A 12,703-nucleotide genomic window follows, 5' to 3' on the forward strand; every position below is an offset into this window, starting at 1 on the left:
GTCCAAGCCCTTTGCCTGGCTTGGGTTTGCGCCAAAATGGCGCCGCGCCGGGCCGGAGCCGTCCCGCCCGCCGCTGGCGGCTTTCGCCGGGCGCTGGCCAGGACCGGGCCGCAACATCGTAAAATGCAGGGCGTTCCACCCCAATTCCCAGCAATTGTTACATATCCCACGGCATTTCTCATGACGAATCAACCCAAAGCTCCCCTGACCTACCGTGACGCCGGTGTCGACATCGACGCGGGCGACGCCCTGGTCGACCGTATCAAACCGCTTGCGGCGCGCACCATGCGCCCCGGGGTGCTGGCCGGTATCGGCGGCTTTGGCGGCCTGTTCGAAGTGCCCAAGAACTACAAGGAGCCCGTGCTGGTCTCGGGCACCGACGGCGTCGGCACCAAGCTGCGCCTGGCGTTCGACTGGAACCGCCACGACACCGTCGGCATCGACCTGGTGGCAATGAGCGTCAACGACATCCTGGTGCAGGGCGCCGAGCCGCTGTTCTTCCTGGATTACTTCGGTTGCGGCAAGCTTTCGGTGGACACGGCGGCGTCGGTGGTGGGCGGCATCGCCAAGGGCTGCGAACTGTCGGGCTGCGCCCTGATCGGCGGAGAAACCGCCGAAATGCCGGGTATGTACCCCGACGGCGAATACGACCTGGCCGGGTTCGCGGTGGGCGCGGTCGAGAAGTCGGCCATCATCGACGGCAAGTCGATCAAGGTCGGCGACGTGGTGCTGGGCCTGGCGTCCAGCGGCGCGCACTCCAACGGCTATTCGCTGCTGCGCAAGATCCTGGAACGCGCCGGCGCCAAGCCCGACGACGATTTCCACGGCCAGCCGCTGGTCGACGTGGTCATGGCCCCGACCCGCATCTATGTCAAGCAGGTGCTGGCCGCGCTGGCCAAGCACGGCACCGCCATCAAGGGTCTGGCCCACATCACCGGCGGCGGCCTGCTCGACAACGTGCCGCGCATCCTGCAGGACGGCCTGTCGGCCCGCCTGCGGCGCGACAGCTGGGAAATGCCCAAGCTGTTCCAGTGGCTGCAGGAGCAGGGCGGCGTCGAGGACACCGAGATGTACCGCGTCTTCAACTGCGGCATCGGCATGGTGTTGGTGGTGGATCCGGCCCAGGCCGACGCCATCGCCGCCACGCTGCGCGAGCAGGGCGAAACCGTCAGCAAGCTGGGCGAGATCGTCGCGCAGACCGAAGGCATGCCCCAGACCGTGGTGGTCTGAGCCGGCCGGCCTCGCAATCAACAACCCGCCCTGGTGGCGGGTTTTTCTTTCGCAGTCCGGCTAGAAGAACTTGACCCGGCCCGCGTCCTCGCGGAATGCTTCTCCCGTATCCAGGTCCGTGCGCCAGATGGTGTCGTGAACGGACAGAAAGCCACGCACCTCCCGGTTGGCGTCCCGCGCGTCGCGCCAGGCCGCCTGGAACCAGGCGAGGTAGGTCTCCGTCATTATTTCGCGCAGTTCGTCGCCGAAATCGTCGTCCTCGTTGTCCATGGCTTCGGTCAACGCGGCGTCGACATCGGGCGCAATCAACGGGTACTGCAATGCCAGCCGCAGGCCCCGTCCACAGTAGCCGGAGCGTGTGTTCAGGGGAATCGCGACGGGAGTGAACGACTCCCAGTCGTACTCGAAGTGGATGGCGTCCACGGTTTCCCTGGAAACTCCCTCCTCCAGCGTGAACGGACGTTCCCGCAGCAACCGCTGGATTTCACTGATCAGGGCCTGGCCCTGCTTGCGCAGTCCAGCGGCAAAAGACTGGTTCGCTTCGTTGATTTCCATCCGTTCGATATCCCGTGGTCAGGCGCTGCCGCAAGGGCCGGCTGCGGCGAAAAGGTCAGGCGCGAAAGCAGGCAGCCTCTTGCGTCAGGATGCGTCGGCCAGTGCCGCGGCCACCGCGTCGATGGTCTGCGCCACCGCGTCGGCCGCCAGGCAGTCGACGATCACGCGCTCGGGCTGGGCCCGCAGCCAGGTGATCTGGCGCTTGGCCAGCTGGCGGGTGGCGGCGATGCCCTGTTCGCGGGCTTCCTCCAGGCTGATCTCGCCGTCGAGATGGGCCCACATCTGGCGGTAGCCCACGCAGCGCACCGACGGCAGGCCCGGGTGCAGGTCGGCGCGCGCATGCAGGCCGCGCACTTCTTCCAACAGGCCGTTGGCCAGCATCGCGTCGAAGCGCTGTTCGATGCGCGCGTGCAGCGCGGCGCGCTCCGAGGGTTCCAGGCTGATGGTCAGGTAGCGGTTGTCGTCGTCGCCGGCGGCGGCGCGCTGGCGGCCGAGCAGCGCCGACATGGGCTGGCCCGATAACTGGCAGATCTCCAGCGCGCGCTGGATCCGCTGGCTGTCGTTGGGCGCCAGGCGCGCGGCGGTGACGGGGTCGAGCCGCGCCAGCTCGGCGTGCAGCGCCGGCCAGCCGTCGCGGGCGGCGCGCGCTTCCAGTTCTGCGCGCAGCGCGGGGTCGGCCTGCGGCAGGTCGTCCAGGCCGTCGCGCAGCGCCTTGTAGTACATCATGGTGCCGCCGGCCAGAAGCGGAATGCGGCCGCGCGCGCGGATCTCGTCGATCAGGCGCAGCGCGTCGGCGCGGAATTCGGCCGCCGAATACGACTGCGCCGGATCCCGGATATCCAGCAGATGCTGGGGCACCTGCGCTTGTTCGGCCGGCGACGGCTTGGCGGTGCCGATGTCCATGCCGCGGTAGATGGTGGCCGAATCGACGTTGACGATCTCCAGCGGCCAGCGTTCGGCCAGCGCCAGGGTGGATGCGCTCTTGCCGGCCGCGGTGGGGCCGGCCAGGCAGATGACGAGGGGAGGGGTGGACACCGGCAAGACCTATTGCCCGCGCAGGAACAGCTTGTCCAGGTCGGACACCGACCACTGCACCCAGGTGGGCCGGCCGTGGTTGCACTGGTCGGCGCGCTCGGTGGCTTCCATCTGCCGCAGCAGGCCGTTCATCTCTTCGATCGTGAGCTTGCGGTTGGCGCGCACCGAACCGTGGCAGGCCATGGTCGAGAGCAGTTCGTTGCGCTGTTCGGTCAGCAGGCGCGACACGCCCACGCCGGCCAGGTCGCGCAGCACGGCGCGCGCCAGCGTCTCGATGTCGCCGCGCGCCAGGATCGCCGGCACCGAGCGCACCGCGATCGAGGTGGGGCCGGACGGTCGCATCTGGAAGCCGAGATCTTCCAGCTGTTCCTCGAATTCCTCGACCACCGCCACATCCTTTTCCTGGGCGTGGAACACCACCGGCACCAGCAGGTCCTGGCGCGGCAGGCTGCGCGCGTCCAGCGCCTGCTTGAGCTGTTCGTAGACCACCCGTTCATGGGCGGCGTGCATGTCCACCAGCACCATGCCGCGGCGGTTCTGCGCCAGGATGTAGATGCCGTGCAACTGGCCCAGCGCCATGCCGAGCGGGTGTTCCTCGTCGGCCGGCAGCGTCGGCGCCGGCGCTGCCTGCGGCGCCAGCGCCGCCACGTCGCGCAGCGGCTCGACGCGCGCGGCGGTGTCTTCGGTCAGCGGGCGATACAGCGATTGCCAGTCGGCGGCGGGAATCCCGGCCGGCTCGGCGTGCAGGCGGAACGGCACCTGTGTATGCGGGCGCTGCGGCGCCGGCGTGGGCCGCAGGCCGTAGGCGGGCGCGGCGCCCGGGCTGGCGCCGGTATAGCCGGGGCGAGGCGTGTCGGCCGGCGCGGAGGCGGGCAAGCCGTCGGCTGCCGCGGGCGCTGACGGCGCCACGGTCTCGAATCCATCATCGTCATCGCGCGTCGCCGCGGCCGGCGCCACCGCCGACGATCCGCCGGTCTGCGCCAGCGTCTGGCTGACCGCGTGGTTGACGAAGCGGTGCACCGCGCCGCTGTCGCGAAAGCGCACCTCGTGCTTGGCCGGATGCACGTTGACGTCGACCGCGGCCGGGTCGATGTCCAGGAACAGCACATAGGCCGGCTGGCGGTCGCCATGCAGCACGTCGGCGTAGGCGGCGCGCAGCGCGTGGCTGACGGTGCGGTCGCGCACGTAGCGGCCGTTGACGTACAGGTACTGGCGGTCGGCGCGGGCGCGGGCCGCGGTGGGGCGGGTGATCATGCCTGCCAGGCTGACCGTGCCGACGCTGTGCGACAGCAGTAGGCCGTGCTCGGCGAACTCCGCGCCCAGCACGTCGCGGATGCGCTGCGGCGGTTCGGCCGGCAGCCATTGGCGTTGCGCGCGGTCGTGGTGAAACAGGCGGAAGGCGATCTGCGGATGGGCCAGCGCGATGCGCTCCATGGCGTCGACGCAGTGGCCGAACTCGGTGGCTTCCGAGCGCAGGAACTTGCGCCGCGCCGGCACCGCGTCGAACAGCTGGCGCACGTCCACGGTGGTGCCCGGCGGACCCGAGGCGGGGGTGACCTGCATGCTGCCGGCATGGATCTGCCAGGCATGCTCGCCGTCACGGGTGCGCGAAATGATGGAAACCTGCGCCACCGAGGCAATCGAGGCCAGGGCCTCGCCGCGGAACCCCATGGACGCGACCGATTCCAGCTCGTGGAGGTTGCGGATCTTGCTGGTGGCGTGGCGCGCCAGCGCCAGCGGCAGTTCCTCGGGGGGAATGCCGCCGCCGTCGTCGGTCACGGCGATGCGGCGGATGCCGCCGCCCTCCAGGCGCACCTCGATCGCGCGCCCGCCGGCGTCGATGGCGTTCTCGAGGATTTCCTTGAGCACCGAGGCGGGTCTCTCGATCACTTCGCCCGCGGCGATCTGGCTGATCAGCAGATCGGGCAGCGCAAGAATGGAGCGGCGTTCTGTCATGGGGTGTTCCGGTATAGCCATAGGGAGGATTTTAGCCTCTGGATGGGCTGGGCTATAGTCGTGGCCTTATTCCCCTTCCGCTTCCAGGGACGTATTGATGCTCGATTTTTTCCAAATGGTGCTCCACATCGACCAGACCCTCGGCGTCTGGGTCCAGCAGTATGGCGTGTGGGTCTATCTGGTGCTGTTCCTGATCGTTTTCGCGGAAACCGGGCTGGTGGTGCTGCCGTTCCTGCCGGGCGATTCGCTGCTGTTTATCGCCGGCGCCTTCGGCGCCACCGGCAGCCTGGATCCGGTGCTGCTGGGGGCGCTGCTGATCGTGGCCGCCATCACCGGCAACAGCGTGAACTACGCCATCGGCCGCTACATCGGGCCGCGCGTGTTCTCGATGAACCTGCGCTTCCTGGATCGCGGCGCCCTGATGCGCACGCACGCGTTCTACGAAAAGCACGGCGGCAAGACCATCGTCATGTCGCGTTTCATCCCCGTGGTGCGCACGTTCGCGCCGTTTGTGGCCGGCGTGGCCGACATGCCGTTGTCGCGCTTCCAGCTGTTCAATATCCTGGGAGCCCTGCTGTGGGTGGTGAGCCTGGTGGCGGCGGGTTATTTCTTCGGCAACATCCCGCTGGTGAAGGAACACCTGAACACCATCGTGCTGATCGGCCTGGCCGCGGCCATCGTGCCGGTGGTGGGCGCGGCGTTGTTCAAGCTGCTGCGCGCGCGCCGGGGCGGCTGACCGCGGCGATGCGAGCCTGGCCACCCCGGAAATGGGATAACGACGGAATCAGAACATCGCGGTGAGGCTTAGCTGGTAGGTCCTGCCGGGCGCGGCGCCCAGGGCGATATCACGCAGATCCTGCTCCGAGGTCGTCGTCATTTTTCTATTGCTGGCGTATTCCCAGTATCTGCGGTTGGTGAGGTTGTAGACTCCCATCGCCACTGTCAGGTGTTTCTTCACGTTGTAGTAGGCCGTCAGATCGAAAATGCTGTATCCGGGGACGCGCAGGTAGTTCTTTTCGTACTTCCCGGAATATTCTTCGAATGAGAGGCTGCCATTGTTCGGGAAATTCTGGCGGACAGGATCGACGGCTTGCTTGCCCTTGACGAAGGTGGCGGTAAGGCTCGCGCCATAGCGGTTCTGGGGGTCATCCCACGCCAATGATGCAATGGCCTTGACAGGCAACACGCTGTCCAGCTCCACCCAGCCATCACCCGAATACGATGATTTCGATTTGCCCTGGTTGTATCCCACGGCAAAAGTGCTGCTCAATCCGTGGGCGGCGCCGAACAGCGCGCCATAATCGATCCGGGTGACGACCTCGGCGCCATAGATGTATGCCTTGTCGCGGTTCTCCGCGATGGTGAGGCTGGAGATCGAGGCCGGAAGCCTGGCCAGCAGGCTTTGCACGCCCGGTTTCGGCGCGCCTGTCTGGTAGTCCCTCAAGGCGTATTTCCGGTTATAGATGAAATTGTCGTAGCTGTTGTAGAAGACATTGCCGCGCACCGTAAGGCCACGGGCTGCCTTGCCAACCACCCCTAATTCAAACTGGTTGCTGGTTTCGGACTTGAGGTCGGAATTGCCCACCATGGCGGGCGAGGCGCGCCCGATCCTGGGGTGCAGCCAGATTCCCGCTATCTGGCTGCTGGTGGGGTAGGAGACTCCGCGTTTGTATTGCAGGTAGGTATTGAACCCCTGCTTGGACGCATACATGACGGTCAACGAAGGCAATAGCTTCCCGTCCGTAAACGTCTTGCCATGTATCTCGTTGATTTCCGCCAGCGTCAATGCGCCCAGCGCCTTGTCGTCGGAGGGCGCCTCAAAGCCCTGCGGGTTGATTTTGTGCCACGAGTATTTCAGGCCCGGCATTACCGAAAGCGCGCCGATGGTGATGGTGTCGCTCAGCCACACATTCGTGTCATAGGTTCTGTTGTTGCCCTGTGGCTGCAAGGTGGGATGGTCCGCGCCGACTTGTTCAAACGGCCGGGAAAAATCCGTTATCGAGAAATTCACGCCGTAATTCAAGGCCTGGGCGCCATAGTCCTTGGTGATTTCGCTTTGCAGGCCATAAGTCTTGGTGTTCATGTTGGAGAAGGTCGAAACATTCTCCAAGGGGTTCTCCGTCTCCATGCCGGTCGACCTCCACCTGGATGAAGTGACGATATCCTGCGCTGACACCGTGTCGTCGCCAACGCGCGTGCGCTGATAGAAGACCTTGCTTTCCATCGTGTCTATCAGGGTGTTGTTTCCTGGCGTGAATACGTGCGCCAGGCTGATTGAATCGCGTTGCGTGGAGTTCTTCTGCCCGTGTGAGCCCACGATGCTCTCGCGGGGGGCGCTGCTGTTCAGCTTTTTATACATGGGCGCGCTCTCCCTGCTGGATTTACGGTAGAAATCCAGCGTGCCTATGATCCGGCCGCTGCCGCCGGTATCGATCACGCCGTTGATCAGCGCCGCATCGGAATGCCAGCGCATCGGGTAAGTATCCAGGTAGCCGCTGTTGTTTTGCGTCTGCCTGCCATCACGGCGGCTGTAGGCGAACAATGCCCGGGCGCTGTCATTGCCGAACGCGGTGGTCACGCCGTTGTGCCAGCCATGATCGGTCGTGTCGAACTCGCCGGTGTATTCCAGGTAGCTGCGTTTACCGTCCGTGAGATAGGCGTCCGGTGATTTGCTGACGAATGACACGGAGCCGCCGACCACGTTCTTGACCGTGTTCTGGCGTGATCCGGAAGCGATGTTCACCTGGCCGTACAGATAGGGATCGATGTAATCGCGGCCAATGCCAAAAGTATCTTCACCGCTGGAGACCGCGTAACTGCGCCCGGTGGCGTCCGGCAAGGGGATGCCGTTGACATCCAGCGCCACCCGGTTGCCGTCCAGGCCGCGAATGTTGTAGCTGCTGTAACCGCCACGGTCAAAACCCGATTTGCCGTTGCGGGACCCGCTGTTCACGCCCGATGCGCTGATCAGCGGTTGGTAGCGCATGATGGTGCCGAAGTTGTTGCCACCCGTCCTTTTCAGCTCATCGGCGGAAATGGATTGCGTGGTGACATCTTCCGGCTTGATGGTTGCGCTAACAGTGATCGGCGAAAAAACCTTCAGCCCATCACGAGCGTCGTGCCTGGCCTCGCCGGGCGTGGCCTCGTTCGGGACGGTCTGGCCATAAGAGGTTGTGGACAACAGGAGGGCTGCCGCCAGCGATATTTTCGTGCGTTTCATGTTCCAGAATCCCTGCATGATGAATACAGGATTGCGCTGGAACGCAAGGCGGAGCGGATAGCAGGCGGACGGCCATGGATCTTTCCAAAAGATGGCCGCTAATCTACCGGGGTCGCCTTCCGGTATCTGTATGGATCCGTCTGAAAATCCGGAGACAAGTCTCGCACCTGCCGGCATATAGGATGGCGTAACCCGGCGCTTGTGATAGCCGCACCGTATGCAAGCCGCAGCCAGATCGTCCGAAGGCATTGACGGCGCGGGCGCAAAAGAAAAGGGCCATGCGCAGGCATGGCCCTATTCGTATCCGGCGTAGTCTCAGCTGACGTCGCCGAGCCGCGCCAGCGGCGGGTTGGCGGTGAAGTAGCGCTGGATGCCGGTCAGCATGGCCTGCGCCAGTTTCTCCTGGTGCGCCGAGGTCTTGAGCAGCGCCTCTTCCTGCGGGTTGCTGATGAAGGCGGTTTCCACCAGCACCGAAGGGATGTCCGGCGCCTTCAGCACGGCAAAGCCGGCCTGCTCGACGCTGTTCTTGTGCAGCCGGTTGATCTTCTTGATCTCGTCCAGGAAGGCATTGCCGACCTTGAGCGAGTCGTTGATCTGCGCGGTAGTGGACAGGTCCAGCAGCACCTTGGCCACCTGGCGGTCGTGGCTGCCCAGGTTGACGCCGCCGATCAGGTCGGCCGCGTTTTCCTTGTCGGCCATCCAGCGCGCCTGGGCGCTGCTGGCGCCGCGCTGCGACAGCGCGAACACCGACGAGCCGTTGGCCGACGGCTTGATCCAGGCGTCGGCGTGGATCGACACGAACAGGTCGGCGTGCACCCGGCGCGCCTTCTGCACGCGCACGTGCAGCGGCACGAAGAAGTCGTCGTCGCGCGTCAGGTAGGCGCGCATGTAGGGTTGGGCGTCGATCAGCGCCTTCAGGCGCCGCGCGATGCGCAGCACCACGTCTTTTTCACGCAGGCCGCTGCCGCCGATGGCGCCGGGGTCCTCGCCGCCGTGGCCGGGATCCAGCGCGATGGTCAGCATGCGTTGCTTGCCACGGCCGGCGGAGGCGGGCGGCGACTTCGGCACCGGCAGCGGCGCGGCGGGCTGCTGGCCGCGCACGCGCGGCGGTTCAGGCGGGTCGGCGCGAGTGGCCGGGTTGCGCTGGATGTCTTCGAGGATGCGCGCCAGCGGATCGTCGGCGTCGGGACCGGTCTTGTTGAGGATGGCGACCAGCGGATCCTGCGCGATCTTGGGATACAGGTCCAGCACCAAACGGTACTGGTAGTCGGCCACCGGCTTGAGCGTGAACACCTGCGGCGCCACGGCCTGCTTCAGGTCGAACACCAGCCGTACCACGTTGGGACGGTTCTGCGCCACGCGCAGGCTCTGGATGTAGGGATCGTCCGGGCGGACCTTGGACACCAGGTCGTTGAGCGCGGCGCTGAGGGTCAGTCCCTCGATATCCACCACCAGGCGGTGCGGATTTTCCAGGGTGAACTGTTCGGCCTTGAGCTCGCTGTCCAGTTCCAGCGTGACGCGGGTGTATTCGTCGGCCGGCCAGGTGCGCACGGCCAGGATGGTGGCGGCCTGCGCCAGCCGCGGCACCACCGGCAGGACGAGCAGGGTGGCGGCGACGCTGATCAGGCGACGTCGGGTGGCGCCTGCCGCTGGGAGGGCGCCGTGTCGGGCGGGGGGACAATCGCGTTCAACCATGTTTGTCCTCGAGCGGTGTGCGCGGTCAGCGTGACATCGCGTCCTTGGCCGGCGTATGCCAGGGAAATCTGCAGGTCGGGAGGGGGCAAAAGGCCCTCGGCCCGTTCCGGCCATTCAATCAAAACGACCGCATCCTCACGCAGCAAATCCCGGAATCCGGCGTCCAACCATTCGCGCGAATCACTAAATCTATAAAAATCAAGGTGATAGAAGTATAAGTTAGAAACTTTATAGGATTCAAGCAGCGCGTAGCTCGGACTCTTGATTCGGCCTGTGATGCCGCATTCCCGCAACAATGCCCTGGAGAAGGCCGTTTTTCCTGCCCCCAGGTCTCCTTGAAGGTGGATACATGCGCCTGCCAGGCCGGTTTCACGGCCCGAGACAAGAGGCGCGAGCTGGCGTGCCAGCGCTTCCGTGGCGGCTTCATCGGGCAGGTGCAGGGTCAGGCTGCTGAGGGGAGCGGACATGGCGCGGGTCGGGGGCGAGTGGTAAAAGGTCTGGATGGGAACACGGATCGAACGCAATTATAGGAATTCGGGTTTCTGCTAATCTTATAAGTGATTGCTATTCTCAAATAAGTCCGGCCAGGCGGAATCCGCCGGCCGCGACGGACGCCGCCACGGAGCAGTAAGCGCCATGAAGACCCGCATCGAAAAAGACACCTTTGGCCCCATCGAAGTCCCGGAGGATCATCTCTGGGGCGCGCAGACGCAGCGTTCGCTGCATTTTTTCGCGATCTCCACCGAAAAGATGCCCGAGCCGCTGGTCATCGCGATGGCGCGCCTGAAGCGTGCGGCCGCCAAGGTCAACGCCGACCTGGGTGAGCTCGATCCCAAGATCGCCGACGGCATCATCCGCGCCGCCGATGAAGTCATCGCCGGCAAGTGGCCCAACGAATTCCCGCTGTCCGTGTGGCAGACCGGCTCGGGCACGCAGAGCAACATGAACATGAACGAGGTGCTGGCCAACCGCGCCTCCGAACTGCTGGGCGGCGTGCGCGGCGAAGAACGCAAGGTGCACCCCAACGACCACGTCAACCGCGGCCAGTCGTCCAACGATACCTTCCCCACCGCCATGCACGTGGCTGCCGCCGTGCAGGTCGAGCACCACCTGCTGCCGGCCCTGAAGACCCTGCGCGCCACCTTCGCCGCCAAGAGCGCCGAGTTCTACGATATCGTCAAGATCGGCCGCACCCACTTGCAGGACGCGACCCCGCTGACGCTGGGCCAGGAACTGTCCGGCTACGTCGCCCAGCTCGACCTGGCCGAACAGCAGATCCGCGCCACGCTGCCGGGCCTGCACCAGCTGGCCATCGGCGGCACCGCCGTCGGCACCGGCCTGAACGCCCATCCGCAATTTTCCGCCAAGGTCTCGGCCGAACTGGCCCACGCCACCGAAACCGCCTTCGTCTCCGCGCCCAACAAGTTCCAGGCCCTGGCCTCGCACGAAGCCCTGCTGTTCGCCCACGGCGCCCTCAAGTCGCTCGCCGCCGGCCTCATGAAGATCGCCAACGACGTGCGCTGGCTGTCCAGCGGCCCGCGGTCCGGCCTGGGTGAAATCAGCATCCCCGAAAACGAACCCGGCAGTTCCATCATGCCGGGCAAGGTCAACCCGACCCAGTGCGAAGCCATCACCATGCTGGCCGCCCAGGTCATGGGCAACGACGTCGCCATCAACATCGGCGGCGCCAGCGGCAACTTCGAGTTGAACGTCTACAAGCCCCTGGTGATCCACAACTTCCTGCAGTCGGTGCGCCTGCTGACCGACGGCATGGCCAGCTTCGACCAGCACTGCGCCGCCGGCATCCAGCCCAACCGCGAGCGCATCGCCGAACTGGTCGACCGCTCGCTGATGCTGGTCACCGCCCTGAACCCGCACATCGGCTACGACAAGGCCGCCCAGATCGCCAAGAAGGCGCACAAGGAAGGCCTGTCGCTGAAGGAATCGGCCCTGGCCCTGGGCTACGTCACCGAAGCCCAGTTCGCCGAATGGGTCGTGCCCGGCAGCATGACCAACGCCGGCAAGTAACGCTGCCGTCGCCAAACACGAAGCCGCCCAGTAGGGCGGCTTTTTTTTCAGGTCCAGCAGCGCACCACGCCTCGAAACCCGCTAAGCGTTCCCCGTCAACACCAACCACCCCGGAATCGTCACCGCGGAAAACAACGTCCCCAGGGAAATGAGCACCGCCACCATCCTCCCATCGCCCCCCATCCGCATCGCCAACACATAAGCCGCCGAAGCCGTGGGCAACGCCGCGAACAGCAGCAGCATGCGCGCCTCCAGCGGCGCCAGCCCCAGCAACCTGGCCACGCCGAGCGCCACCAGCGGCAACGCCACCAGCTTCACCGCCAGCATCCACGCGATCAACCCGCCATAGCCCTTGCCGCCTTCCCACGCCAGGCTGGCGCCCACGCACAGGATCCCCAACGCGATCGCCGCCGCGCCCAGGCGGGCCAGCACCGTGTCCACCGGCCCCGGCAGGTGCAGTCCCGCGAGGTTGCACGCCAACCCCGCCAGCGTCGACACCACCAGCGGATTGCGCGCCAGCTCGCGCAGCAGGTTGCCGCCGTTGTGGCGCGCCAGGCCGTACACCGCCGCCACGTTCGCCATCGGCACGGCGAAACCGATGATCAGCGCCATCACCGTCTGGCCCTGCGCGCCGCCCAGGCTGGCGGATAAAGCCAGTCCGATATAGGTGTTGAAACGGAAGCCGCATTGCGCCGATGACGCCAGCCCCAGCGATGTGGGCCTGAGCGCCAGCCCCGCCAGCCACGACAAGGCCACTCCCGAGACGATCACCGCCGCCGTCGCCTGCAACAGTATTGCGGCGTTGCCGGCGCTGATCGGCGTGCGCAGGATGGATTGGAACAACAGGGCGGGGAACAGCACGAAGTACACCAGGCGCTCGGTGCCGGCGAAAAACTCGCGCGAGAAATTGAGTTTATGGCGCAGCGCCCAACCCAGCGCGACCAGCATGAAATCAGGGAAAACGAGCAGTGCAACCGACATGGA

The 12,703-nt window shown here is 65.6% G+C and carries 10 protein-coding genes; 3 read left to right on the top strand and 7 right to left on the bottom strand.

Annotation, left to right across the window (positions count from 1 at the left end; translation table 11 throughout):
* The first annotated feature begins 180 nt into the window (after positions 1 to 180).
* Entirely contained in the window at positions 181 to 1,230 is a 1,050-nt protein-coding gene (gene purM, locus AT699_RS04530) for a phosphoribosylformylglycinamidine cyclo-ligase (RefSeq protein ID WP_020925060.1), read from the top strand.
* Between the two features lie 60 nt (positions 1,231 to 1,290).
* Here purM and AT699_RS04535 read toward each other — a convergent pair whose 3' ends face one another.
* The 3 genes from AT699_RS04535 to mutL form a co-directional block, all read right to left on the bottom strand.
* A complete protein-coding gene (locus AT699_RS04535; RefSeq protein ID WP_006388891.1) occupies positions 1,291 to 1,785 on the bottom strand; it encodes a hypothetical protein in 495 nt (164 codons plus the stop codon).
* An 84-nt stretch (positions 1,786 to 1,869) separates the two neighbouring features.
* Positions 1,870 to 2,826 carry a tRNA (adenosine(37)-N6)-dimethylallyltransferase MiaA gene (miaA, locus tag AT699_RS04540; protein ID WP_024067804.1) on the bottom strand — a complete coding sequence of 319 codons (957 nt, stop codon included), beginning with the start codon at positions 2,824 to 2,826 and terminating at the stop codon, positions 1,870 to 1,872.
* Positions 2,827 to 2,829: 3 nt separating this feature from the next.
* The gene (mutL, locus tag AT699_RS04545; RefSeq protein ID WP_024067805.1) at positions 2,830 to 4,776 is read right to left on the bottom strand and encodes a DNA mismatch repair endonuclease MutL; all 1,947 of its coding nucleotides are present in this window, start codon (positions 4,774 to 4,776) and stop codon (positions 2,830 to 2,832) included.
* Positions 4,777 to 4,873: 97 nt separating this feature from the next.
* Between mutL and AT699_RS04550 the strand changes: the two genes are divergently transcribed.
* Complete coding sequence (locus AT699_RS04550; RefSeq protein WP_020925056.1) at positions 4,874 to 5,512, top strand: VTT domain-containing protein; 639 nt, start codon at positions 4,874 to 4,876, stop codon at positions 5,510 to 5,512.
* A 48-nt stretch (positions 5,513 to 5,560) separates the two neighbouring features.
* On the opposite strand, the gene AT699_RS04555 is transcribed toward AT699_RS04550, so the two are convergent.
* From AT699_RS04555 to tsaE, 3 genes are all read right to left on the bottom strand, one after another.
* On the bottom strand, positions 5,561 to 7,996 hold the full coding sequence (locus AT699_RS04555) for a TonB-dependent receptor domain-containing protein (protein WP_232254240.1): 2,436 nt from the start codon (positions 7,994 to 7,996) through the stop codon (positions 5,561 to 5,563).
* 315 nt (positions 7,997 to 8,311) lie between these two features.
* Complete coding sequence (locus tag AT699_RS04560; RefSeq protein ID WP_020925054.1) at positions 8,312 to 9,691, bottom strand: N-acetylmuramoyl-L-alanine amidase; 1,380 nt, start codon at positions 9,689 to 9,691, stop codon at positions 8,312 to 8,314.
* Positions 9,619 to 10,158: a tRNA (adenosine(37)-N6)-threonylcarbamoyltransferase complex ATPase subunit type 1 TsaE gene (gene tsaE / locus AT699_RS30780; RefSeq protein ID WP_026384412.1), complete on the bottom strand. Its 540-nt coding sequence runs from the start codon at positions 10,156 to 10,158 to the stop codon at positions 9,619 to 9,621. The genes AT699_RS04560 and tsaE overlap by 73 nt, the downstream gene beginning before the upstream one ends.
* 169 nt (positions 10,159 to 10,327) lie before the next feature.
* Here tsaE and fumC point away from each other — a divergent pair, with 169 nt between their 5' ends.
* Positions 10,328 to 11,719 carry a class II fumarate hydratase gene (fumC, locus tag AT699_RS04565; protein ID WP_006388898.1) on the top strand — a complete coding sequence of 464 codons (1,392 nt, stop codon included), beginning with the start codon at positions 10,328 to 10,330 and terminating at the stop codon, positions 11,717 to 11,719.
* An 81-nt stretch (positions 11,720 to 11,800) separates the two neighbouring features.
* Here the strand turns inward: fumC and AT699_RS04570 are convergent, their stop codons facing one another.
* Positions 11,801 to 12,700 (bottom strand): AEC family transporter, encoded by a 900-nt coding sequence (locus AT699_RS04570; RefSeq protein WP_006388899.1) that lies wholly within the window; start codon positions 12,698 to 12,700, stop codon positions 11,801 to 11,803.
* Between the last annotated feature and the right edge of the window lie 3 nt (positions 12,701 to 12,703).

It is taken from the genome of Achromobacter xylosoxidans (assembly GCF_001457475.1).
In the GTDB taxonomy this organism is placed as follows: Bacteria; Pseudomonadota; Gammaproteobacteria; order Burkholderiales; family Burkholderiaceae_B; genus Achromobacter; species Achromobacter xylosoxidans.

Coding starts and splice junctions, on each gene's coding strand:
- fumC (WP_006388898.1), top strand. CDS start 10,328: ATGAAGACCCGCATCGAAAAAGACACCTTTGGCCCCATCGAAGTCCCG.
- AT699_RS04555 (WP_232254240.1), bottom strand. CDS start 7,996: ATGAAACGCACGAAAATATCGCTGGCGGCAGCCCTCCTGTTGTCCACA.
- AT699_RS04570 (WP_006388899.1), bottom strand. CDS start 12,700: ATGTCGGTTGCACTGCTCGTTTTCCCTGATTTCATGCTGGTCGCGCTG.
- AT699_RS04535 (WP_006388891.1), bottom strand. CDS start 1,785: ATGGAAATCAACGAAGCGAACCAGTCTTTTGCCGCTGGACTGCGCAAG.
- AT699_RS04560 (WP_020925054.1), bottom strand. CDS start 9,691: ATGGTTGAACGCGATTGTCCCCCCGCCCGACACGGCGCCCTCCCAGCG.
- AT699_RS04550 (WP_020925056.1), top strand. CDS start 4,874: ATGCTCGATTTTTTCCAAATGGTGCTCCACATCGACCAGACCCTCGGC.
- purM (WP_020925060.1), top strand. CDS start 181: ATGACGAATCAACCCAAAGCTCCCCTGACCTACCGTGACGCCGGTGTC.
- tsaE (WP_026384412.1), bottom strand. CDS start 10,158: ATGTCCGCTCCCCTCAGCAGCCTGACCCTGCACCTGCCCGATGAAGCC.
- mutL (WP_024067805.1), bottom strand. CDS start 4,776: ATGACAGAACGCCGCTCCATTCTTGCGCTGCCCGATCTGCTGATCAGC.